This is a genomic window from Iodobacter sp. CM08, assembly GCF_033446605.1.
Taxonomy (GTDB): domain Bacteria; phylum Pseudomonadota; class Gammaproteobacteria; order Burkholderiales; family Chitinibacteraceae; genus Iodobacter.
This window is the reverse complement of the sequence record NZ_JAWQUO010000003.1, coordinates 168,748-193,092: the sequence shown is the minus strand read 5'-3', so window position 1 is coordinate 193,092 and position 24,345 is coordinate 168,748. Positions and strand designations below refer to the sequence as shown.

The window sequence follows — 24,345 nt, the reverse complement described above, 5'->3', positions numbered from 1 at the left end:
ATGAGCAAAGCACAAGAGATGGGCCAACAGGCCCTCAACTGGGTGGATGAGCGTTTCCCGCTGACCTCCACCTGGAAAGCACACATTTCCGAATACTACGCACCAAAAAACTTTAACTTCTGGTACTTCTTCGGCTCATTGGCGATGCTGGTATTGGTGATTCAGATTGTCACCGGTATTTTCCTCACCATGAACTACAAGCCAGATGGCTCCTTCATTCCAGGTACTAATATTTCGGTCGCCTTTGCCTCAGTCGAATACATCATGCGTGATGTGGCGGGCGGCTGGCTGATTCGCTATATGCACTCTACCGGCGCATCGATGTTCTTTGTGGTGGTTTACCTGCATATGTTCCGTGGCCTGATTTATGGTTCTTACCAAAAACCACGTGAGCTGATCTGGGTATTTGGCATGATGATTTACCTCTGTCTGATGGCTGAAGCTTTCCTTGGCTATTTGCTGCCATGGGGCCAAATGTCATTCTGGGGCGCACAAGTTATTGTGAATCTGTTTAGCTCTCTGCCTATTATTGGGCCAGATCTATCCGTACTGATTCGGGGTGACTTTGTGGTGTCTGATGCCACGCTTAATCGCTTCTTTGCCCTGCATGTGATTGCACTGCCGCTGGTACTGCTGGCACTGGTTGTCGCCCACCTTGTGGCCTTGCACGAAGTAGGCTCTAACAACCCAGACGGCGTAGAAATTAAGAAGAAGAAAGACCCAAAAACGGGGATTCCACTCGACGGTATTCCTTTCCACCCTTATTACACCGTGAAAGATATTTTCGGCGTATCCGTGTTCCTAGCCGTATTTAGCGCCATTATCTTCTTTGCGCCAGAAATGGGCGGCTACTTCCTTGAGCACCCTAACTTTGATCCGGCTGATGCACTGAAAACCCCTGCGCATATCGCACCGGTTTGGTACTTCACCCCTTTCTACGCCATCTTGCGTGCCGTGCCTTCTTTCCTTGGCACACAGGTTTGGGGTGTATTGGCGATGGGTGCGGCAACCATGATTATTGCGGCGCTGCCTTGGTTAGATAAATCTCCGGTTAAATCGATCCGCTACCGTGGCCCAATTTACAAAACCATGCTCACGCTATTTGTGATTGCCTTTATCGGCCTTGGTATTTTGGGTGCGCTGCCTTCAACCAATGTGCGTACCGTGATTGCACAGGTGCTATCGGTGGTTTACTTTGTGTTCTTCTTGGGCATGCCTATCTATACCAAGATTGATAAGACCAAGCCGGTTCCTGACCGCGTAACGATGCACTAAGGGGAGGACGACATGAAAAAAACACTCAATACACTGCTGTTCGCCCTCTTGGCCAGCGTTAGCTTTGGCAGCCAAGCCAATACCGATGTGCATTTGGATAAAGCGCCGATTAATCTGCGCGATACCGAAAGCCTGCAGCGTGGCGCACAAACCTTCGCTAACTACTGCTTGTCCTGTCACGGTGCGGTAGCCATGCGCTACAACCGCCTGCAAGACATCGGCCTGACAGAAGACCAGATCAAAGCTAATCTGATGTTCCCTACTACCAAGGTAGGGGACTTGATGAAAGTGTCGATGCAAGCCAAAGACGCTAAGGTTTGGTTTGGTGCTACGCCACCTGATCTATCGGTGATTTCTCGCTCACGTGGTGCAGATTACCTCTACACCTATTTGCGCAGCTTTTACCGTGACGACACCCGCCCTACCGGCTGGAACAACCTGACTTTTGATAAAGTCGGCATGCCAAACGTATTGTGGGACTTGCAAGGTCAGCAGATTTTAGAAGTCAAAAAAGAAGGCGAGCACGAGCATAAAACGCTCAAACTCGTTAAATCAGGTAGCCTCACCAAAACTGCAGAAAATGGCGAATTCGATCAAACGGAATTCGACCATCGTGTGGCTGATCTGGTGAACTATATGGTTTATATGGGCGAGCCAGCTCAGGTTAAACGTGAGCAAATTGGCTACGGCGTACTACTATTCTTGCTGTTCTTTATGATTCCAATCAGCTATCTGCTGAAGAAAGAATACTGGCGCGATATTCATTAATCGCAAGCTGCACAATAAAAAGCGGAGGGGAAACCCTCCGTTTTTTTATGGGCGCAATCCAGTGCGCCCCAAAAACAATATAAGCAAATAGTTAATATAATCAGATCACTGTTTCTTTAAATTTAAGCATGCCAACTCTCTGCCCCACTGATTAACCACCTCAAATAAAAGAACAGTAAGAAACACCTGATTATGTTTCTTGCTTAACCACGCCTATCTAAATAGATTTTTTAAAACCACACGCTGTTTTTTATTTTGTAGGGCAGGTGAAACCTGCGAGCGATACTCAATCAATACGTGGGTTTCACCCCAATCCTATCAACTTAGATCGATCTATTGCAAGCGTTGAAACATCGTAGGGCGGGTGAAACCCGCATTTTTTTCAGTATTACTCAATCAATACGCTGGTTTCACCCGCCCTACTATATTTATGCTGAAGGTGGGCAAGAGGCATAAGCGGGAACATTCATTTGAAATGAAAAATAAATTTACTTACAGCAAAAGAAAATTTCAGACAACTGGCAAGCAAAATTTACCCATGGTTCTATAAAGGTTAATGCAAGGTAGACTATTGATTAACAATATATTTAGTAAATAAGAGCCGCCACTACGGCCACTTTCGCTATTGAAAAATTTTTTAGTTCGCGCTAGCTCGAGGATGGTGCCATGGCAAATGTAGCAACTATTCTGAATATCTGCGATAACGATAAACAGCTAAAGCTGAGTTCTAAGTTATTAAGCACAGGTGGCTACACTATTCTTGAGACCAACGATGCCGAACAGGCATTCCAAACCTGCCCAGAAGCAATCAACCTTATTATTCTGCATGACCCAGAAATATCCCTGTGCAGCAGGCTACAAAATTCGGCTAATACCCGTCACATACCGCTACTTTTACTACAACACGCCTCCTCTTCTACTGAAATCACCGGCAACAATACATCGCGGCTTATTACATTAAGCTGGCCTAACAGCGCCGCCACACTAATCATGGCGGTAGAGCAGCTGCTCACTCAGCATTCTCACCCTCCGGTCACAAAGCTACCTACGCCACCCGCCGAAATCTATGCGCCACAACCGCTAGCGCTTTTCAAGCGAGCAGTAGACTCCTCCACCAATGCCGTCATGATCAGCGATTCGCTCTCAGCATCCCACCTAGTTCTTTACGTCAATCCGGCTTTCGAAAGAATAACGGGTTACTCTGCAGAGGAATTTATTGGCCAGAATGGCCGCCTGCTGCTCGGTAATAAACTAGACCAGCCTGAGCTGGAAATGATACGTCGCACCCTGCGTAATCGCGCTACAGGCCATTCAATACTGCAATGTTTTCGTAAAGATGGCACGCCCTTTGCCAACGAATTATTTATCGCCCCTCTCCTTGATGAAAAAGGTAAAACCAGCCACTACATCAGCATTTTTAATGATGTCAGTGAAAGGCTGCGCAACGAAGCTCAGCTCGCTCGGCTGGCTACTCACGACCCGCTAACAGGGCTAGCAAACCGTGCCCTGCTCAACGACAGGCTAGCCTGTGCCATAACCCGTAGTCAGCGCTATGGCAGCATTGCAGCCATCTTACTTATTGATCTAGACCGCTTTAAAAATGTCAACGACAGCCTAGGGCATGCGGTCGGTGATATTTTACTCAAGCAAGTTGCCACTCGGCTGGAATCACTAATGCGTGCAGGCGATACTGTTGCCCGCATGGGTGGCGATGAATTTGCGATTGTTACTGATCTAGCAGCACAAGAAGACGCCGCCACCGTGGCCAGAAAAATGCTCAGCACCCTCGCAAAGCCTTACAGCACTGGCAACAACGAGCTATTTGTCACAGCCAGCATAGGCATTAGTTTTTCCCCCGAAGATGGCATAGATACCGATTCACTCTTACGCCGTGCCGATGTCGCCCTCTATCAAGTTAAAGAAAACGGCCGTAATCATTTCCGCTTTTTTGCCCCAGAAATGAACCAAAGGGCCAGCCGGGTTCTAGAAATGGAATCAGCGCTCAGAAATGCGCTATTACGCAATGAATTTGAGCTGTACTACCAGCCCAAAATAGATCTGTTCTCAGGAGCCTTGGTTGGGGCTGAGGCCTTAATCCGCTGGCAACACCCAATACTGGGGCAAATTCAACCCAGCCAGTTCATTCCCTTTGCCGAAGAATCAGGCATTATTTTGCCAATTGGAGAATGGGTATTAAATGAAGCCTGTCAGCAGGCAAAAAAATGGCAGGAAAAGTACCCTATTTCAGTGGCAGTTAATTTATCAGCACTGCAATTCAGACAAGACAATATTGTAGAAATCATTACAGACGCCCTAAATAGGGCGCAGTTAAATAGTAAGTATTTAGAATTAGAGTTAACCGAATCAGTCATTGTGCAGAATTTAGACGCTGCCATTGTTTATTTAAAACGCCTCAAACAACTGGGTGTATCGCTCGCCATGGATGACTTTGGCACCGGTTATTCTAGCCTTAGCTATTTAAAACAATTCCCTTTTGATACTTTAAAAATAGACCGCTCATTTATTCAAAATGTCACTACCGAGCCTAATGATGCAATGATCGCCATTGCCATTATCAATATGGCGCATAGCATGCGCTTAAATGTGGTGGCTGAAGGTGTAGAAACCGAGGGGCAGCTGCATTTTCTGCACCGCCAGAACTGTGATCAGATTCAGGGGTACTACTTTTCTAAACCACTAACCGCCATAGATTTTGACCATTTCATTAGCGAAGTCAAACAGCGCCCCTTGCAAAACACCATCTCAGAAAAAACGCAGCGTAGCCTGCTGCTAGTCGATGATGAGCAAGACATTCTTAATGCCCTAAAACGACTATTTCGCCGCAGCGGCTATATTATTTTCACAGCCACTTCAGGGGCTCAAGCGCTTGAACTACTTGGGCTGCACTCCATCAACGTTATTATTTCAGACCAGCGCATGCCCAATATGAACGGCTCAGATTTTCTACACCGAGCCCGTGAGCTCTACCCGCATACCGTGCGGATTATGCTTTCTGGATACACCGAACTCAGTACGCTTACCGATGCCATCAATAGTGCAGGTATTTTCAAATTTCTGACCAAACCCTGGGAAGACGAAGACCTGTTAGAAGAAATTCGCCATGCATTTACCTATTTTGAGCAAAAAACCAATACTCATAAGCCATCTGACCATTATGAGTGATTGTTTAAACGTAGCATCCATCTTCTAGGGAGTTCGATGATGGCTATATTTCATTACTGGAAAAGAATAAGTTTACAGAGCCGGTTCTACATTTTGCTGCTGCATTGCTTAATAGGCACTTTAATCTATGGCTATATGGCCCTTCATTCCGCAGATGGTAGCCTGCCAATCGATGCCGCAAAATTAAGAATGACTGGGGTTTTTATTGCTACATTTATCAGTGCATTAGTGCTTATTTCACTACTAAGCCACAGTGTTACCCAAGCCATGTCGGATATTTATGAAGGGCTAAATCAAATCAATGATCACCATGACTGGAATATGCGCCTAAAAGTCTATGGCAACGATGAATTCAGCAAACTGGCCGACCAACTTAATTATCTGTTTGCTAATATGGAACAACTTGATCAAAGAATAAAAGCAAAAACCATCCATCTAGAAGAAATGAATAAGCAGCTACGTGATGAAGTGGAAAACCGACAAAAAATAGAAATGCAGTTAGAAAAAAAGACCGAAGCACAGGCTTTATTAATTGAGCGCCTGGGAACAACACAAATCCAGCTGGCACAGGCGGAAAAAATGGCCTCAATAGGCCAGCTTGCAGCGGGAGTTGCCCATGAGATTAACAATCCCATCGGGTTTATCAGCTCCAATTTGAACACACTCAATGACTACAGTATTAAATTAGTTTCTGCACTTGACGAGTATAAAAACACAGAACATATAGATGATGAAATAAAAAGTGCCATCATCAAAAAAAATGACCTAGCCTTTATATTTGAAGACTTGCCTGATCTAGTTAAAGAATCAAAAGATGGCTTAGAAAGAGTAAAAGTCATTGTCAGAGATTTAAAAGACTTTTCTCATGTCGACTCAGGTGAGTGGAGCGCAGTTGATATTAATAAAGCCATAGATAACACCATTAACATGGCAAAGAATGAAATAAAATCAAAAGCAGAAATAACTGTCGATTATGCCGTACTGCCAAATATAGAAATAATAGGCTCTCAGTTTAATCAAGTTATTTTAAATTTGCTCATCAACGCTGCACAGTCCATCAATTCCTTCGGAAAGATACTGATACGCACTCGTTTACACGAAAATAATATTTATGTTGATATTAGAGATAATGGCAGCGGCATTTCTCCGGAGCATCTCACTCGGATTTTCGATCCTTTTTTCACCACCAAACCCGTGGGAAAAGGCACCGGCTTAGGTTTATCTCTTGCATTTGGTTTAATGAAAAAAATGCATGGTGAAATCAGTGTTAGAAGTGAAATAAACAAAGGCAGCTGCTTTACTTTAAGAATACCTGTAAATGCAATGGAACTAAATAAATCAGAAGTCATTTAAATGTTATTTATTCATTTATAGCTATTTAATATATATCAATTAAAGGTTGCACTATGAGCACTCCTATTTTAATCAGTAGTGTATGCGCCCAATTGCCTTTGCCTGCTTGGCAAAAAGACGCTTCTTTATGCTATTTATGGGCCAACTCTGCATGGCAGAGCTTTGCTCAGAAAAATACTGAGGAGTGGCAGGGAAAATATGATAAAGATCTATTTTCAGATCATATTGCCAAAATGATAGAAAAAGGTGACCTGTTCAGTTTTAACAATGGTGTCACCAATGAAGAAATCACATTAAAAGGCAAAAATGGCCAAGAAAAAACCATGCAGCTCCACCGGATTCCTCATTATGACAGCGATGGAAAAATAACGGGAATAACCGCACTAGCCATAGATATCAGCTATAGCAAACTGCTATTACAACAAATGGAAAACATGATGTCTGAAATGGACATCCAAAGAAATGCACTGAATACCAATGCTCTGATTGCAATTACCACTGATAATGGCCGCTTTGTCTATGTCAGCAAACCATTTTGCCAGCTTACCGGCTATTCAAAAAAAGAATTATTAGCGCTCACACGCTTTGAAATTGGCCTAGTCCCTGATGAAAACTTTTCCAGATCATTACAGGCTTTAAAACCTTTACAGGCACTACAGTTTGAAACCTGTACAAAATCAAAAACCGGTGAAGATTACTGGCTAGAAACAATGCTGGTACCTATGGATACGTACGATGGGCAAATAAAAAACTACTATGAAATAAGTACCAATATTACTGCCAGTAAACATCGTGAAGAAACGTTAGAACACGAGGTAAAAATACGTATTGAAGAATCACAAAGAAATACCATTGCCATAGAAAAAAGAAACTCAGAACTGCTGATACTTAATGATCAGCTGCGCAATGTTCAGAATCAGTTGTTACAGTCAGAAAAAATGGCGTCTATCGGGCAGCTTGCTGCAGGTATTGCTCATGAAATTAACAATCCTATTGGCTATGTTAGCTCTAATCTTGGAGCATTAGTTGGCTATTTAAATGATATTTTTGGCTTAATAGATAAATATGAATCCATATTTCACCCTCATATGGAAGAGTATTCTATACTAGCTAAAGAACGAAAAAACATAGACTTTGATTTTATAAAAGAAGATATTAATTCATTAATTAATGAGTCAAGAGAAGGCATAAAAAGAGTTAAAAATATTGTACAAAATCTAAAAGACTTTTCTAGAATTGACTCTAATCAAACATGGGAATATGCAGATATTCATTCCGGAATTAACAGCACCCTTAATATCGTTCAGAATGAAATAAAATACAAAGCAGAAGTTATTCGAGAATATGGAGACCTACCGCTAGTTAACTGTGTGATTTCACAGCTTAATCAAGTTTTTTTGAATATGCTGGTTAACGCCAGCCATGCTATTGAAAAACAAGGAAAAATATATATCCGCACACGCTGCGTCGATCAGCAAGTATGTATTTCGTTCAGCGATAATGGTAAGGGCATTGCCGCCGAACATGTAAACCGGATTTTTGATCCTTTTTTTACTACCAAGCCCATAGGCCAGGGCACGGGACTCGGATTGTCACTCTCTTATGGAATCATTCAGGAACATCATGGCCGAATTGAGGTGCGCAGTGTGCTTGGCGAAGGAACCACTTTCGATATCTGGCTACCAATTCAGCAAGAATGAATTATAAAAAGAATAATCATCACGGCTGAGTGTATTTTTTATCACTTTTTTTAAAAAAGCCACGCGCTGTTAATCAAGGTTCTAAAAAGGATAAATCGTGCAAGCAAGTATTCATCCCGAAACAGCGGAGCCGCCCGTAGAACATGGCTTTACCGTGCTGTGCGTAGACGATGAAGTTAATATTCTTGCGGCACTACGTCGTTTGTTACGCAAAACCGGCCATACGGTTTTAACTGCCGAAAGCGGTGCAGCAGGCTTGCTTATTCTGGCGCAAGAAAAAGTAGATCTAATTATTTCAGATATGCGTATGCCAGAAATGACAGGTGCGGAGTTTCTAGCCAGCACACTGGATTCTTGGCCGGATACCGCCCGAATTTTACTCACCGGCTATGCGGATATTCATTCAACCATCGATGCCATCAACAAAGCGCGCATTAATCGTTATGTCTCTAAGCCATGGGACGACGAAGAAATGCTGCGCATTGTTGATGAGGCCTTGGCGATAAAACGGCTAGAAAAAGAAAAAGCTCAGCTGAATATGGTGGTAATCCGCCAAAATGAAGAACTGCAAAAGCTCAATAACTCATTGGAAAGCCAAGTTAAAGTGCGCACAGCCGAATTAGAACTCACCATGCTGGAATTAAACGAAGTACATGAAAAGCTAAAAAAAGGTTTTATTACTTCGATCCGAGTATTTGCTAATTTAATGGAAATGCGGGCCGATAAACTAGCTGGGCATGCTCGAGTGATTGCCGATCTAGCACGCCAGATTGCACGCCAGCTGAAACTGCCTGAAGCAGAAGTGCAAGACACCTTTATCGCTGGTCTACTTCACTCCATTGGTAAAATTGGCCTGCCTGATAGCCTGCTCGCTAAACCCTATGTTGAAATGAATTTGCAAGAACGCAATGTCTATGGCACCTATCCCAGCAAGGGCCACGCCGCACTGATGGCCTTAGAACAATTACAAAACGCCTCACAAATCATACGCAGCCAGCACGAACGTTACGACGGTCTGGGTTTTCCAGATAAGTTAGGTGCCGCCGAAATTCCACTAGGAGCAAGAATTTTAAGCTTATGCCGTGATTTTGAAGCACTACAAGCTGGCTTTCTAACTGGCAAACCTATGCCAAGACACGAGGCTATCAGTAATATAGAAAGCGGCAGTGGCAAACGTTATGACCCTAAAATTGTCGAGGCTTTCTGCTCTGTCGTTGCCAAGCCAGAAAACACACCAGACATCAAAGAGCTGCGGATAAAAAGCAAAGATTTAAAACCACTCATGATTCTGGCCCGCGATTTAATTGCCTCAGGCGTTATGCTGCTGGCCAAAGACCATGTGCTGGATGAGCGACTAGTCAACCATATCCGAGCATTTGAACTTGCCGACAGCAGCAGCTTAGACATTTACATTCAGGTGAAATAATGGCGCATATCCTTCTAGTCGACGATGAGGCGAATATCCTTTCCTCGCTAAAACGCACGCTCAACGCCAAGGATGAATTTGACGGCACGTCACCCAACTACACCATCCACACCTTTACAGATGCCAGAGCCGCACTACTAGCCAGTGAAACGCAGGAGTACCAGCTGGTTATTTCCGACTATCGCATGCCCGATTTAGACGGCGTGGCCTTCTTGACTGATTTTCGCTATCGCCAGCCTGACTGCGTGCGCATTATTTTATCCGGCATGACCGATCTGGCGGGGCTTGTACTAGCCATTAACGAAGTCGAAATTTATCGTTTTTTAAGCAAACCATGGCACGACTTTGAGCTACGCTCTACGGTAGGCGGAGCCTTACGCTTTCAGAAACTGTGCGTAGAAAACCAGCGGCTAGCAGATGAATTAAGGCTAATTCGTAGCCAGTCAAAAGAAAAAGACGACGAGCTAAAACGCCTAGAAGACGCCATGCCAGGCATTACCCGAGTGAACTGGGGCCCCGATGGCTCGGTGATGATTGATGAGGTGTGAATCTTATCGTGATTTAACACTCTAAGCGGCCTATTTCAAACAAATTAAGCATTTGGAACCAACAACATTAATCCTTTAAAATCATCAACTTATAGTCGTATTCTGGATTAAACTCACCAAACTGCGTAGAATGCTGCAATTCATATACTTTTGCAGAGATCCGTCGCCATGATGAAGCTATATTCCGGTACATCCTGCCCGTTCAGTCACCGTTGCCGTATTGTTCTGTTTGAAAAAGGCATGGACTTCGAAATTATCGATGTTGATGTACATAGCAAACCAGAAGATTTAGCAATAATGAACCCGTACAACGAAGTACCTGTGTTGGTTGAGCGCGATCTTACTCTGTACGAATCTAATATCATCAACGAGTATATCGACGAGCGTTTCCCACATCCGCAGCTCATGCCAGCAGATCCAGTGATGCGTGCCCGCGCCCGTTTAATGTTGTTTAACTTTGAACGCGAGCTGTTTATCCACGTTAAAACACTGGAAACCAGCGGCACTACCAAAAAAGAAATGGAAAAAGCGCGCACGACCATTCGCGATAACCTGACCCAAATCGCGCCTTTGTTTGCTAAGCAAAAATTTATGTTGGGTGAAGAGTTCTCTATGCTTGATGTAGCGATTGCTCCATTGATCTGGCGCTTTGAGCATTACGGTATTGAAGTCACTAAGGCACTTGCTCCAATTATGAAATATGGCGAACGTCTGTTTAGCCGCCAAGCATTTATTGATTCGCTGACTGCAAACGAAAAAGCAATGCGTAAGTAAATGCTTGTTGGGAGTGTGAATTTGTAGGGCGGGTAAAACCCGCCGTTTTTAAGCTTATTGCAGCTAAATCTGGCGGGTTTTACCCGCCCTACTTATGAACAGGAATAGGGAGTCAAGCGTTGTCTTCCCCCTCTCCCTTTTTAAAAAGGACAAATCATGCAAACTGTCTCTACCAAACCTTATTTGATTCGTGCCTTGCATGAATGGTGCTCAGACCACGCTTACACACCCTATTTAGTTGTGCGAGTGATGGGCAAAATGCAAGTGCCAATGGAACACGTTAAGAATAACGAAATTGTGCTGGATATCAGCTACAACGCCACGCATAACCTCTCGATTGGTAACGATTACATCAGCTTTTCAGCACGCTTTAGTGGCGTTTCCCGTGAAATTTTGGTGCCAATTGGCTGCGTGGTTTCAATTTTCTCCCGAGAAAACGGTGAGGGAATGGGCTTTGAGTACGAAGGTACTCATGAAATAGAGCCAGAAGACACCCCACCTACCGATACCCCTCCCCGCCCAACTGGCAAGCCGCAGTTGCGCGTTGTAAAGTAAAGAAATCCCACCACAGCGGTGGGATTTTTTTTTGCCCACGCGGATGCGCAGCGTGGGTAAAAAAACTTGCCCCTCCTACAAATGCTTAATGTAAAGTGCCTATGAATCGACAGACTTCTTCATACACTCCTAAAATGAAACGCCATGCGCCGCTTACTGCTGATTGCCTTATTTATGAGTCCTATCGTCAACGCCTATCAAACTCCCCCCGCTGAACTGCAAGCCTTAGTCGATGCACCTCGCGGGCCGTTGTTTCGTCTTGGGCCCAAGCACGGCACCGCGCTATTGCTCAACCTGCCCGGTTTACCCAGCATTGCCGATGTAGCCCAGCCAGAATTAAAACTTGCGGGGCTGCGGCTAAACCCAAAAATGCGCAGCCAGAGCCGCTTTGATTTTGCTAGCGGTATCAGCCTCTTAGATATTAAAACCGGCCAAAGCCGCGCGGTAAGTGGCCTGCCTAAGGATGCACGTATTGCCGACACCGCTTGGTCGGCCAATGAGCACTGGGTGGCATTTAGCCGCTGGGGTAATCAAGGCGTGGAGCTATGGTTGCTGGATATTGCTAATGCCAGTGCCAAGCAGCTGATCAAAGAACCGCTCAATACCAGCAGCAGCGCGGGTTTCAGCTGGCTTAGCGCTAGCGAGCAATTACTGGTGCAGCTAGCACCCGCAGGCAGCGCTCCTAACGCCCCCGCTACACCAACTGGCCCCAATACCCAAGACAGCCAGCCAGGCAGCAAAAGCCAAATTCGCACCTACCCTGATATGCTAAAAACACCGGCAGATGCAGATTTGCTCGACTGGCACTTACAAAGCCAGCTCGCCACCGTGAATTTAAATGGCGAGATCAAAAAAATCGCCAAACCGCTCACCCTGCTCGCCGCCAGTGCCTCGCCTGATGGGCAACTAATTTTCACCCAATCTTTACGCCGCCCCTATTCCTACCTGCTGCCCGTGTCTTATTTTCCGCAGACTTATGAAGTATGGAATCGCCAAGGCAAGCTTATCAAAACCATTGCAGAGCGACCTTTGCAAGACCGTATCCCACCTGGTAATGATGCCGTGGCCAGTGGCCCGCGTGATTTTGCATGGCGAAACGATCAACCCGCCACGCTTACTTGGCTAGAAGCCCAAGACGGTGGCGATCCAAGTAAAGAAGCGAACATCCGCGACACCCTTTATCAACAGGCGGCACCGTTTAATGCCCCAGCCCAAAAACTCATCGATTTAGCATGGCGCGGCGCTTCTGTACTGTGGGGCGACGATCATCTGGCCATTATTGAAGAAAGCTGGTGGAAAACCCGCGATACCCGCACTTGGCGCATCCAGCCTAGCCAGCCTGAGCAAATGCCCGAGCTACTCTTTGCCCGCAAATCTGAAGACCGCTACGCCGACGCGGGCGATCCGGTGACCAGCAAAAACGCCTACGGCCAGAGCGTGATCAAACAAAATGGCGATGCCATTTACCTGATCGGTGAAGGTGCTGGCCCAGAGGGCGACCGGCCCTTTTTAGACCGCTACTCTCTAGCCAACAAAAAATCTACGCGGCTATGGCAATCTCAAGCACCGTATTACGAATCCCCGCTTGCCATACTGAGTGATGCAGAATTTATCAGCAGCCGCGAAAGTACAAGCGAGCGGCCCAATTTTTATTTGCATACTGGCGCCACAGTACGGGCGCTCACCGCTTTCCCACATCCCACCCCGCAGCTTAAGGATGTGCAAAAGCAGAAAATCCAGTACCCACGTGCCGATGGCGTACAGCTAGACGCCACGCTGTATCTGCCCGCTGGCTACAACGCTAAGCAAGATGGCCCGCTGCCGATGCTGATGTGGGCCTATCCGCGCGAATTTAAAAACGCCCAACTCGCCAGCCAAGTGCGCGAATCGCCTTACCGCTTTAATCGCATCAGCTATTTTGGCCCGCAAGCCATGCTGGCCCGTGGCTACGCCGTGCTAGATAACCCCGCCATGCCGATTGTGGGCGAAGGCAAAACCGAGCCCAACGATCACTATCTGCCACAGCTAAAAATGAATGCCGAGGCGGCAGTGGATGCGGTAGTGAAATTAGGCGTAGCCGATCGCAATAAAATTGCCATTGGTGGCCATAGCTACGGCGCATTTATGACCGCCAATCTGCTGGCCCATACGCGGTTATTTAAAGCAGGCATCGCCAGATCTGGCGCATATAACCGCACGCTCACCCCGTTTGGCTTTCAATCCGAAGACCGCAGCTTTTGGGAGGCCAAAGACGTATATCAAGCCATGGCACCGTTTAACTACGCCGACCAAATCAAAGACCCGCTGCTGTTTATTCACGGCGAAATGGACAACAACTCCGGCACCTTCCCCATCCAAAGCGAGCGCATGTACCAAGCGCTACAAGGACTAGGCACCAGAGCGCGCTTAGTCATGCTGCCCAACGAAAGCCACAGCTACCGCGCCCGCGAATCCATCATGCAAATGCTGTGGGAACAAGATCAGTGGCTAGAGAAATATTTAAAGGCCCAATAATGCAAAAAGCCCATCGTAGAGATGGGCTTTTTTGATCACCAGACACGCAGCATCAAATTTTTTGCATTACCGCTGCAAAAAACGCATCGGCCTGATGCAGGTGCGGGGATAGCTTGAAGTAAGGGCCGGTTAGCTCGATTTCTACTTGCTCGGCTTTCAGTAGCTCTGGCGCATCCAGCAGTTTGAAATCTGGATTGGCGGCAAGAAAAGCTTCAACAATGGCTTCGTTTTCGGATGGCAAGAAGCTGCATGTGGCGTAAACCAAGCGGCCTGCAGGCTTCACTAGGCGGGAAGCGGAAGCCAAGATACTGGTTTGCATGGCGTTCAGTTCGGCTACGCTGGCTGGATTTTGGCGGAATTTCAAGTCTGGGTTACGGCGTACTGTACCCATGCCAGAGCAAGGTGCGTCCACCAATACCGCGTCAATTTTGCCCACGAGGCGCTTAATTTTTTGATCATTTTCGCTAGAAATCAGCTGCGCATTCACGTTAGATAGGCCAGAGCGGGCCAAGCGTGGCTTGAAGTTGTTCAGGCGTTTTTCTGATACATCAAAAGCGTACAAACGGCCGCTAGAATTCATCATTGCGCCCAGCAGCAGCGTTTTACCGCCCGCACCTGCGCAGAAATCCACTACCATTTGGCCGCGCTTAGCGCCCGTCAGCAAGCCTAGCAATTGGCTGCCTTCGTCTTGCACTTCTACGCGGCCTTCGGTAAAGGCGCGGTATTTATTGATGGCAGGCTTGCCGGTGACGCGCAGGCCCCAAGGTGAGTATGGCGTTGGGGTGGTATCGATTCCGCCCACGTCTTTTAGCTCGGCAGCCACTTGCTCGCGTTTAGCTTTTAAGCTGTTTACACGCAGATCCAGTGCCGCAGCGCCTTGCAGGCCCGCGCCAAGCGCTAGGATATCGGTATCACTCATGCCACCAGCGATGAGATCCGCAACCACCCATTCTGGCAAATCAGCGCGTACATAGACCGGTGCTTCGGCGAGTTTTTTGCTTTTGCATAGAGCAAAGGTGTCTTTTTCGGTATCTGGAAACCAATCGCCGCATTCACGTAGATTACGGCGCTCCACCACCACTAAGTAAGCCGTGAGCAAACTGCGTGCATTGCTTGGGCCGCCCAAAACCCACTCTAGGCGAATTTTATTACGCAAAATGCCATAAACGCACTCAGCGATCATGTGGCGATCTTGCCCACCCAGATTGGGGTTGCTGCGAAAGAAACGCGACATTGTGGCATCGGATGGGGCGGCAAAGACCAGCATTTCGGATAGAACAGAAATAGTGGCGTGGTATCGGTTATTGTTTAAAGCAATCATGTCTTTTATCTTCGCATCATGCGGTTAGAGTTGGCGTTACGGCTGCTGCTTGGGGGTTCCAACACCATTTCGCCATTAATTTTGATATCGTTGGCCCAGATATCGAAGCTACCTTCGCTACCTAGCGATAACGTCATCCGTACGGGCATGTTATGCCACTGTGGCGCTAGCCAGAAATCAAACGTTCGGTCCTCAAAGCGCCCGCGCAGCAAAATGGCTTCGATCTGTCGATCACCAAGATGCAAACTGGCTTGGCCGCTGATTTCAAACGGCACGTCTTTATAAATTTTGCGGCCACTGGCAATGGTGAAAGTAAAATCTTTCATTTTTGCGCCTTGCAGGGCCAATTGAAAAGCGGCAGAAAAAATATCCTGATCGCCCGTTTTTAGCTCTTCAAACTTATGACTCCCGCCATCATTGAGCGTGACTTGCTTAGTCTGCCAATCAAATAGCGCTTCATTAAGCAGTTTACCGTCACGATAATCGGCAAAGCGCTGAGGGACAACCCCTTTGGGCCCTACCTCGCCATCGCTAATAAATTCGCGCGATTTAGAAAACAAAGCGCCGCGCAGCTTCAAGGCATAGTGGCCCGCTTCGGCTTTCCAGCTCATACGAATTGGGAAGATCCCATAAGCATAGGTAATTTCTACCTGCGCCGGATAGCTTTGCTCTGGCATTAAAGGGCTTTCTTTTAATGGCGGCAATATTGTTTCAGGCTGCGAGGCCGCAATGACTTGCGCTACCTCAGAAGCCACCTCAGGCACGCTGCTTGCCACGGCCACTACAGGTTTTGGCGCTACTGCACTGGCTACACTGGCCGGTTCAGAAGCTTTTGCCACAGCGACTGCACTTGCAGCAATCGTTTTCACTTTAGGTTGCACCTTAGGTAGAGCAGGTGCAACAGGGTGTGGCTTTTGCCTTGTTTGCAAATACACCACATGGCTGTCCACGGGCTTAACCCCAGCTAGCCCTGCAGGCTTGCTACTTGCAGCATCTGCAATTGCGCTTAGTTTTTGCGTGACTTTTTTAAGCTCGCTCTCTGTAAAAGGCTTTTGCATGGCCCAAGCATAAATTTGCTCATTAAAAATCCAGCCCAAATGCAATAGCATCGACAACAGCGCGGCCACACCTAGCAATAAGCCCGGCCAGCGCCCCATCACAACACCGGCGGGGAAATCAAAACAGCAGCAGGGCTGGGGCTTGCTATACGCACCTTACCCTCTGTAATGCTTAGCTTCTCTTCTACAAACCAGCGCACTGCCTGTGGGTAAATAAGATGCTCTTGTACCAGCATTCTGCCGGATAAGCTCTCTACACTATCGTCATCCAGCACGGCCAAGGCCGCTTGCAAAATAATGGGGCCGTGATCTAGCTCTGCCGTCACAAAATGCACGGTACATCCCGCCACTTTTACGCCATCGGCCAAGGCCCGTGCGTGGGTGTTTAAACCCGTGTAGGCTGGCAACAGCGAAGGATGAATATTGATCAGGCGGCCTGCATAATGATTTACAAAATCAGCCGTTAAGATGCGCATAAAACCCGCCAGCACGATCAGATCTGGCGCATAGCCATCGATCAGTGCGGCAAGTGCCGTATCAAAGGCCTCACGTCCAGCGTAGCGCTTGTGATCCAGTACGGCGGTGGCAATGCCACGCTCTGCGGCCCACGCCAAGCCTGCGGCATCGGGGCGATTGGCAATCACGGCGCAGATATTTGCACCCGTAATTTGCGCATCCACAATGGCTTGCATATTGCTGCCACGGCCAGAAATCAAAATAACAATATTTTTCATAAGTCTCAAAAGCGAAAGGGCGAGGTAAGAGCCCTCGCCCTGCATAATTGTATGGTGAATATGCCACCACGGTGGTGACATTAACACGCGGGCACGGCATGCCGTGCCCCTACAATTATTGATTACGCAACTTGCGTCTGATGCTCATCACCCACGCGGGCACGAATTGTACCTAGTGTGTAAACGGTTTCACCTTCAGCTTCAAGCAGGGCAATCGCAGCGGCTGCCGTGTCTGCGCCCATAATCACCACCATGCCTACGCCACAGTTAAAGGTGCGGTACATTTCTTGCGCGTCCACATTGCCTTCTTTTTGCAGCCATTGAAATAACTTAGGCATGGTCCAAGATTGAGCATCGATGGCCGCAACCACATTGTTTGGCAATACACGCGGAACGTTTTCGCTAATACCACCACCGGTGATATGCGCCATCCCTTTGACCGTCATCGCTTGCATCAGTTTCAGCAGCGGTTTGACATAAATGCGGGTTGGCGCCATCACTACATCGGCTAAGCTTTTGCCGCCATCAAATTCTGCAGCGTAATCCGCTTCGGCACGATGCATAATTTTACGCACCAAGCTGTAACCATTGGAATGCGCACCATTGGATGCCAAACCAAGCACCACATCACCTGGCACGATATCGTCGCCAGTAATGATTTTGCTTTTCTCTACCACGCCAACGGCAAAGCCAGCCAGATCGTATTCACCAGCAGGGTACATGCCTGGCATTTCGGCAGTTTCACCACCGATCAGCGCACAACCTGCCTGCTCACAACCAAAAGCAATTCCGCGAATCACTTCGGTGGCATTGGGCACATCTAGCTTGCCGCAGGCGAAGTAATCAAGGAAGAACAATGGCTCGGCACCTTGTACCAAGATATCGTTCACGCTCATCGCAACCAGATCAATACCGACCGTATCGTGGCGATTTAGCTCGAAAGCAAGCTTGAGTTTAGTACCAACACCGTCGGTGCCGGACACCAAAACAGGCTCTTGGTATTTTTTACTGATTTCGACTAAACCGCCGAAACCGCCAATACCACTCAGCACCTCTGGGCGCATGGTACGCTTGGCGTAGGGCTTAATATTTTCAACCAACTGATCGCCGGCATCGATATCGACACCCGCATCGCGGTAGCTCAAGCTTTGATTGGTCATGCAAGGCCTCGTGAAACTGGCAGCGCCACTAGTGGCTTCTGCGCTAGAATGGCGAACATTCGTTATATTAGTGCAGATGAGTGTCCCAAAAGGGATGGCACCTGCTGCAAAGCAAAGCATTTTATCGCATCTTGTGAAAAAACACCCGCACGCTCGTCACCGACCCAATGGAGCCCCTCCCGCATGAAGCAACTCGTGCTGGACTTACAACTGCCAGCCCCGCCCTCTTTTGAGAATTTTATTCGAGGCGAAAACGCCGAGCTACTCTACCAACTTGGTTGCTGGAGCCTTGGTGAGGGAGACGTGCGTTTTCTCTATCTGTGGGGAGAACGCGGCAGTGGCAAGAGCCACTTACTGGCCGCCGCGCGCGCCATGCTGCCCGCTGGCGCTCAAATATTTTTTACCGATGCCGCCTACGACGCGCTGCCTAGCTCGCTACCGCAAGAAGCCTCGCTGATCGTCGATAATGTTGAAGCGCTTAGCCGCGATGAGCAGATTCGCCTATTTGATCACTTTAATACACTGAAAGATGGCGGTGGGCTGCTGCTGGCCGCTGGCTCTAAGCCGCCCATGCTGCTGCTGCTCAGACCAGATCTGACAACCCGCTTAGGCTGGGGCTTGGTGTATCAACTTAAATCTTTATCCGATCCTGAAAAAGCCGACGCCCTGAAGCGCCGCGCCTTTAGCCTAGGTTTTGAGCTCAGTGATGATCTAGCCGATTACCTACTGCGCCACGCTTCTCGCGATTTACCCACGCTATATCAGCATCTGGATATCGCCAATCATCTTTCCCTAACCGAAAAACGCCCAGTGACCGCGTCTTTACTTAGGGAAGTGATTCGAGGGATTAGCAAACCCGAGCTGGGGGAAAGCTCGGATTTCTTTAGGTAAACGCTTGGGAATGAGGCGCACCATGCTTCGCTTTAGATGCGCCCATGGCGTTACATTGGGCCTGTTAGGGCAATAAACGTAAGCCGATATTCGCAGTGCCAGTACGTGCCCAACAGTCTGTTGCGCTCGTGTAAAGTGGTGCGGTGGTACTCCTCACCACCGTTCCCGCGCCCCCCACTGCAACAGCACCACTATCGCCATTATCAATCATCCGATCCAAAGCACAGACATAGCGAGCATCCGCAACCGTTGCGATTGGCGCAGCATTGGCATTGGTAAATGATAAATAATTTGTACCGGCCGGAGGGAAAACATTGGAGGTGGAAACAGACACACCCCATGCCGCACCAAACGGTGTTTGTAAATCAGCGGCGGTCAGAATATTAGCATTTTGCAGCTGAATCAATGCCGAATTTGCCTCAATTACCGTATCTAAAATACCATTTCTACCTGCAGTAGGGCATTGAGTAAAGGTTCCAAGCACTTGCAAAGCAGTACAACCATCCCCCGGATACCCACCATACTTTTCAAAATAAATATTAAACGCGGCCTGCACCTTATTATATTGGGCAGCCATACTCTTCACCTTCGCCCCATCAATCAAATCCTTGCCTTTAAACGCCATCCCTAAAATCAAGCCGATAATCACCAGCACAATGGCTAGCTCGACCAAGGTAAAGCCTGTTTGCTTAGCCTGACCCTCGCATTGCTTTATTCTCATCGCCCAGCTCCTTCGTAGATTTAGTCTTATGTAGCATGGAATCCATAAAAGCATTAGATTACAGGGCCTTACAGCATTTATAGACCAAATCCACGGGGTCAGCTGTCTTTAGGTGCGTGTCGGTTTAATAATGACGTAATTGCCTCCCTTAAAGGCCCATCCTCCAAAGTGGCAGATAGCTCAGAAAAAGCCACGCAAGCACCCGCTTTTAAATGTAAGTCTTTGCTTCGCATGGCCTTTGTGCTTTGCAGGCCAACTTGCACCTTGGGCAAGATTGCGGTAGCTTTCCACCCGCCGGCTTGCAGTGCGGCCAAAATCTGTGGGGCTAATTGACGCACCCTTGATGCAGCAGCACTGCCACTCACACCAATTAATATAGTCTCGCCGGACCAAGCCACTCCAAGGCAATGACTCGCCATCGCTGGCGGTAGCACACCCCGCACTTGGGCTAAAACGCTCGCCAAATCGTCCACCTGATGCATCAGGCTGGCGAGCTGTCGATCATTTCCGACCTGCTTTAGAGTGGTTTTTTTCAGCATTAAGATGGTTCGCAAAGGTTAAATTCAATGAATATCATTGTGATGTCTAATCGGCTAGGCAAAGCGGTTTCGCTCGATAGCCGACAAATTATATGTCTAGCCCTGCTTATGCTTTTGCTAGTGGCATCGATCGCTTTCGCCTTGGGCTCGCTGATCAAACCCAGCTCTAATCAAGCCTTATGGCGATTAATGCCGGGCAACAATAATACCCGCCAGACTGAAATCGACGCACTCGCCATTCGTGTGGGCGAGCTGCAGGCCAAATTACTGCGTTTAGATGGCCTAGCCAGCCAAGTTGGCAATAAAACCGGCATTGATATCAAGCCGTTTTTATCTAACCAACCCGTGCCACGGGGCGGGATCCAACACACTGGCACACCGTTAACGGCCGCAACCCTTGGCCGTGAAATTGATGCGGCGAGCAGCAGTTTAAATGCGAGGCTAGATCAGCTCGCTTTAGCAGAAAGCGTCTTACTGCAGCCAAAAGCATGGCAACTCCCTTCCAAAGCGCCGCTTAATGTAGGATTACAATCCTCTAGCTTTGGCAAAAGGATAGACCCGTTTAACGGCAACCAAGTCTTTCATGAAGGGATCGATTTTGTGGGGGAAACTGGCACGCCCATTATGGCCGCAGCCAGTGGTAAAGTCAGCTTTGCGGCCTTCCACCCCCAATATGGTAATATGGTTGACTTAGATCATGGCAACGGAATCACCAGCCGCTATGCTCATGCATCCAAATTGGACGTAAAAGTAGGTGAGCAAATCAACGCTGGCCAGACCATTGCCTTACTAGGAAGCACAGGGCGCTCAACGGGGCCACATCTGCATTTTGAGATTCGCTACAAGGGAATTGCACAAAACCCTTTACGCTTTATTGGCCCTGCAAACAAAATGATTAACTTTGCTGAGATAAAATCTGGCGATTGATCTTGAATTTTAATTGAAATGGTCGCATATACGGCGGATTAGGATGTTCTAACCGCCGTTGTCACACTAACCGGGCCTTGCCCATTGCTGGTAGCTTTAGATGATTGCAAATTTGCTCAAAAAAGTTTTCGGAAGTCGTAATGACCGCCTGCTCAAACAATATGGCACCATCGTAAAGCAGATCAACGCGCTCGAAGCCGGTATTGCAGCGCTATCTGATGATGACCTGCGGGCTAAAACGGAAGAATTCCGAGCACGCGTCGCCAAGGGTGAGACGCTTGATCAAATTCTGCCAGAAGCCTTTGCTGTTTGTCGCGAAGGCTCTAAACGCAGCTTAAGCATGCGTCACTTTGACGTACAGCTCATGGGTGGCTTAGCGCTACACCAAGGCAAGATTTCTGAAATGCGTACCGGTGAAGGCAAAACACTGGTTGCAACCTTGCCCGCCTACTTAAATGCCTTATCAGGCAATGGCGTGCACGTCATTACCGTGAATGATTACTTGGCCAGCCGTGATGCGGCCACGATGAGCAAGCTCTACAACTTCTTAGGGCTAACTTGCGGCGTGAACTTGGGCCAAATGCAGCACGACGATAAGCAACAAGCTTACGCTTGCGACATTACTTACGGCACCAACAATGAATTCGGCTTTGATTACCTGCGCGACAATATGGTGTTCACCGTGGGTGAACGCGTGCAGCGCAAACTCAACTACGCCATTGTCGATGAAGTGGATTCGATTCTGATCGATGAAGCGCGCACCCCTTTGATCATCTCTGGCCCTGCTGAAGACAGCATCGAGATGTATCAACTGGTTAACGATATCCCTGGCCAGCTGGTTCGCCAAAGCGAAGAAGAATCTGAAGGCGATTTCTGGGTAGATGAAAAAGCCCACTCGGTACTGCTATCTGAAGCAGGGCACGAGAAAGTTGAGGCTATCCTCAGCCAAAAAGGCCTGCTCAAAGAAGGCGACAGCCTTTATTCCGCGATCAATATCAGCTTGGTTCACCACCTTTACGCGGCAATGCGCGCGCATTCATTATTCCTGCGCGATCAGCATTATGTAGTGACCGACGAAGGCGAAATTGTCATTGTTGACGAGTTCACTGGCCGTTTAATGTCTGGCCGCCGCTGGTCTGAAGGTTTGCATCAAGCGGTTGAAGCCAAAGAAGGCGTAGAAATCAATCAAGAGAATCAAACTCTTGCCACGATTACTCTGCAAAATTACTTCCGCATGTATACCAAGCTATCAGGTATGACCGGTACGGCCGATACTGAAGCTTACGAATTCCAGCAAATTTACGGCCTAGAAACCGTGATCGTGCCAACCAATCGCCCGATGGTGCGTGACGATAGACAAGATCAGGTTTACAAAACCGCCGGCGAAAAATACAACGCCATCATTGCCGATATCAAGGGCTGCCAAGAGCGTAAACAACCCGTCTTGGTCGGTACAACCTCGATTGAGCAATCTGAGCTGCTCTCTGAAATGCTAGAAAAAGACGGCTTCAAGCACAATGTGTTGAACGCCAAACAGCACGCACGTGAAGCCGATATCGTGGCCCAAGCGGGCTCGCCTGGCGTGATTACCATTGCCACAAATATGGCGGGCCGTGGTACGGATATCGTACTGGGCGGTAATATTGAGCGCGAAATCAAAGCGGTTGAGCAAGACGCTGAGCTGAGTGACGCCGAAAAACTCGCCAAAATTGCAGCCATGAAAGCCGATTGGAAAATCATCCATGATGCGGTAGTGGCCGCGGGCGGCTTGCATATTATTGGTACCGAGCGCCACGAATCACGCCGTATTGATAACCAGCTGCGTGGCCGCTCTGGTCGTCAGGGTGATCCTGGTTCCAGCCGTTTTTATCTATCGCTAGAAGACTCCTTACTGCGTATTTTTGCCGGCGATCGCGTGGCAATGGTGATGGATCGCTTAAAAATGCCTGAAGGCGAGCCAATTGAAGCGGGTATGGTTTCCCGCGCGATTGAATCCGCGCAGCGCAAAGTTGAAGGCCGCAACTTCGATATTCGTAAGCAATTGCTGGAATACGATGATGTATCTAACGAGCAACGCAAGGCTATTTACGGTCAGCGTAATGAAATCTTAGAAAGCGAAGAAGTCAGCGATACCATTAGTGCCATGCGTGACAGCATGATTGGCGACCTATTCAATTTGCACATTCCTACCGATTCTATGGAAGAGCAGTGGGATGTGGCTGGCTTAGAGCGTGCCTTGAGCGAGCTAAATATCCAGCTAGATATTGCTGACTGGGTTAAAAACGATACCACGCTCACCATTGAAGCCATGAAAGAGCGCGTGCAAGTAGCAGCGGCAGAAAGCTATAACGCCAAAGTTGAATTAGCTGGTGAAACTACTTTCCGCCAGTTTGAGCGCTCGGTACTGCTGCAACACGTAGATCAAAGCTGGCGTGAGCATTTGTCGTCGCTCGATCATTTACGCCAAGGTATTCATTTGCGCGGCTATGCACAAAAGAACCCTAAGCAAGAATACAAACGTGAAGCGTTCGAGCTGTTCTCGCAATTGCTAGAAAACATCAAGCGTGAGGTCATGCAAATTGTAATGACCGTGCAAGTACGCTCGCCAGAAGATGTAGAAGCCGTGCGCCCACAAGAAATCCCAGCGTCGGCACTGCAATTTAACCACGCCGATCTAGAAGCCATCTTAGCCAGTGGTGACGATGAGCAGATCAAAGCAGCCTTAATGCAGGCAATGCAAGCAGAAGGTGGCCCAAAGCTGCAATTCTCTGGCGTAGCCCGTAACGATGCCTGCCCATGCGGCTCTGGCAAGAAGTTTAAACACTGCCACGGCCAAGTTGCTTAAAGCGCTTAGCCCTAAGAAAAACCCCACAGCGCGCTGTGGGGTTTTTTATGCTT

Annotated in this window: 19 protein-coding genes; 13 read left to right on the top strand and 6 right to left on the bottom strand. The window is 47.9% G+C overall.

Annotated features, from left to right (window positions below):
* The 10 genes from R6242_RS02710 (at window position 1) to R6242_RS02665 (ending at window position 14,096) form a co-directional block, all read left to right on the top strand.
* Window positions 1–1,275: a cytochrome bc complex cytochrome b subunit gene (locus R6242_RS02710; protein ID WP_318423418.1), complete on the top strand. Its 1,275-nt coding sequence runs from the start codon at window positions 1–3 to the stop codon at window positions 1,273–1,275.
* Between the two features lie 12 nt (window positions 1,276–1,287).
* A complete protein-coding gene (locus R6242_RS02705) occupies window positions 1,288–2,043 on the top strand; it encodes a cytochrome c1 (protein ID WP_318423415.1) in 756 nt (251 codons plus the stop codon).
* A 666-nt stretch (window positions 2,044–2,709) separates the two neighbouring features.
* Window positions 2,710–5,226, top strand: coding sequence for an EAL domain-containing protein (locus R6242_RS02700; protein ID WP_318423413.1), 2,517 nt, complete (start codon window positions 2,710–2,712; stop codon window positions 5,224–5,226).
* Between the two features lie 36 nt (window positions 5,227–5,262).
* Window positions 5,263–6,579 (top strand): ATP-binding protein, encoded by a 1,317-nt coding sequence (locus R6242_RS02695; protein ID WP_318423411.1) that lies wholly within the window; start codon window positions 5,263–5,265, stop codon window positions 6,577–6,579.
* Window positions 6,580–6,632: 53 nt separating this feature from the next.
* A complete protein-coding gene (locus tag R6242_RS02690) occupies window positions 6,633–8,279 on the top strand; it encodes an ATP-binding protein (protein ID WP_318423409.1) in 1,647 nt (548 codons plus the stop codon).
* A 97-nt stretch (window positions 8,280–8,376) separates the two neighbouring features.
* Window positions 8,377–9,705 (top strand): HD domain-containing phosphohydrolase, encoded by a 1,329-nt coding sequence (locus R6242_RS02685; protein WP_318423407.1) that lies wholly within the window; start codon window positions 8,377–8,379, stop codon window positions 9,703–9,705.
* Window positions 9,705–10,253 (top strand): response regulator, encoded by a 549-nt coding sequence (locus R6242_RS02680; protein ID WP_318423405.1) that lies wholly within the window; start codon window positions 9,705–9,707, stop codon window positions 10,251–10,253. The genes R6242_RS02685 and R6242_RS02680 overlap by 1 nt, the downstream gene beginning before the upstream one ends.
* 168 nt (window positions 10,254–10,421) lie before the next feature.
* Complete coding sequence (locus R6242_RS02675; RefSeq protein WP_130106349.1) at window positions 10,422–11,027, top strand: glutathione S-transferase N-terminal domain-containing protein; 606 nt, start codon at window positions 10,422–10,424, stop codon at window positions 11,025–11,027.
* A 156-nt stretch (window positions 11,028–11,183) separates the two neighbouring features.
* Entirely contained in the window at window positions 11,184–11,582 is a 399-nt protein-coding gene (locus R6242_RS02670) for a ClpXP protease specificity-enhancing factor (protein WP_293934318.1), read from the top strand.
* 144 nt (window positions 11,583–11,726) lie between these two features.
* Window positions 11,727–14,096, top strand: a complete 2,370-nt coding sequence (locus R6242_RS02665) for an alpha/beta hydrolase family protein (RefSeq protein ID WP_318423403.1) — start codon at window positions 11,727–11,729, stop codon at window positions 14,094–14,096.
* A 52-nt stretch (window positions 14,097–14,148) separates the two neighbouring features.
* Here the strand turns inward: R6242_RS02665 and R6242_RS02660 are convergent, their stop codons facing one another.
* The 4 genes from R6242_RS02660 to purM form a co-directional block, all read right to left on the bottom strand.
* The gene (locus tag R6242_RS02660) at window positions 14,149–15,417 is read right to left on the bottom strand and encodes an RsmB/NOP family class I SAM-dependent RNA methyltransferase (RefSeq protein ID WP_318423402.1); all 1,269 of its coding nucleotides are present in this window, start codon (window positions 15,415–15,417) and stop codon (window positions 14,149–14,151) included.
* A gap of 5 nt (window positions 15,418–15,422) precedes the next feature.
* Window positions 15,423–16,574 carry a DUF3108 domain-containing protein gene (locus tag R6242_RS02655; RefSeq protein ID WP_318423400.1) on the bottom strand — a complete coding sequence of 384 codons (1,152 nt, stop codon included), beginning with the start codon at window positions 16,572–16,574 and terminating at the stop codon, window positions 15,423–15,425.
* On the bottom strand, window positions 16,574–17,209 hold the full coding sequence (gene purN / locus R6242_RS02650) for a phosphoribosylglycinamide formyltransferase (RefSeq protein ID WP_318423398.1): 636 nt from the start codon (window positions 17,207–17,209) through the stop codon (window positions 16,574–16,576). The genes R6242_RS02655 and purN overlap by 1 nt, the downstream gene beginning before the upstream one ends.
* Before the next feature lie 122 nt (window positions 17,210–17,331).
* Entirely contained in the window at window positions 17,332–18,369 is a 1,038-nt protein-coding gene (purM, locus tag R6242_RS02645) for a phosphoribosylformylglycinamidine cyclo-ligase (RefSeq protein WP_318423397.1), read from the bottom strand.
* A 183-nt stretch (window positions 18,370–18,552) separates the two neighbouring features.
* On the opposite strand from purM, the gene hda reads away from it, so the two are divergent.
* Entirely contained in the window at window positions 18,553–19,260 is a 708-nt protein-coding gene (gene hda, locus R6242_RS02640; protein WP_318423395.1) for a DnaA regulatory inactivator Hda, read from the top strand.
* Between the two features lie 64 nt (window positions 19,261–19,324).
* Here the strand turns inward: hda and R6242_RS02635 are convergent, their stop codons facing one another.
* The gene (locus tag R6242_RS02635; RefSeq protein ID WP_318423393.1) at window positions 19,325–19,981 is read right to left on the bottom strand and encodes a type II secretion system protein; all 657 of its coding nucleotides are present in this window, start codon (window positions 19,979–19,981) and stop codon (window positions 19,325–19,327) included.
* A gap of 98 nt (window positions 19,982–20,079) precedes the next feature.
* On the bottom strand, window positions 20,080–20,520 hold the full coding sequence (locus R6242_RS02630) for a DciA family protein (protein WP_318423391.1): 441 nt from the start codon (window positions 20,518–20,520) through the stop codon (window positions 20,080–20,082).
* Between the two features lie 27 nt (window positions 20,521–20,547).
* On the opposite strand from R6242_RS02630, the gene R6242_RS02625 reads away from it, so the two are divergent.
* Both R6242_RS02625 and secA read left to right on the top strand, forming a co-directional pair.
* On the top strand, window positions 20,548–21,447 hold the full coding sequence (locus tag R6242_RS02625) for a M23 family metallopeptidase (protein ID WP_318423389.1): 900 nt from the start codon (window positions 20,548–20,550) through the stop codon (window positions 21,445–21,447).
* 100 nt (window positions 21,448–21,547) lie between these two features.
* Window positions 21,548–24,292, top strand: coding sequence for a preprotein translocase subunit SecA (secA, locus tag R6242_RS02620; RefSeq protein ID WP_318423387.1), 2,745 nt, complete (start codon window positions 21,548–21,550; stop codon window positions 24,290–24,292).
* Window positions 24,293–24,345: the final 53 nt, after the last annotated feature.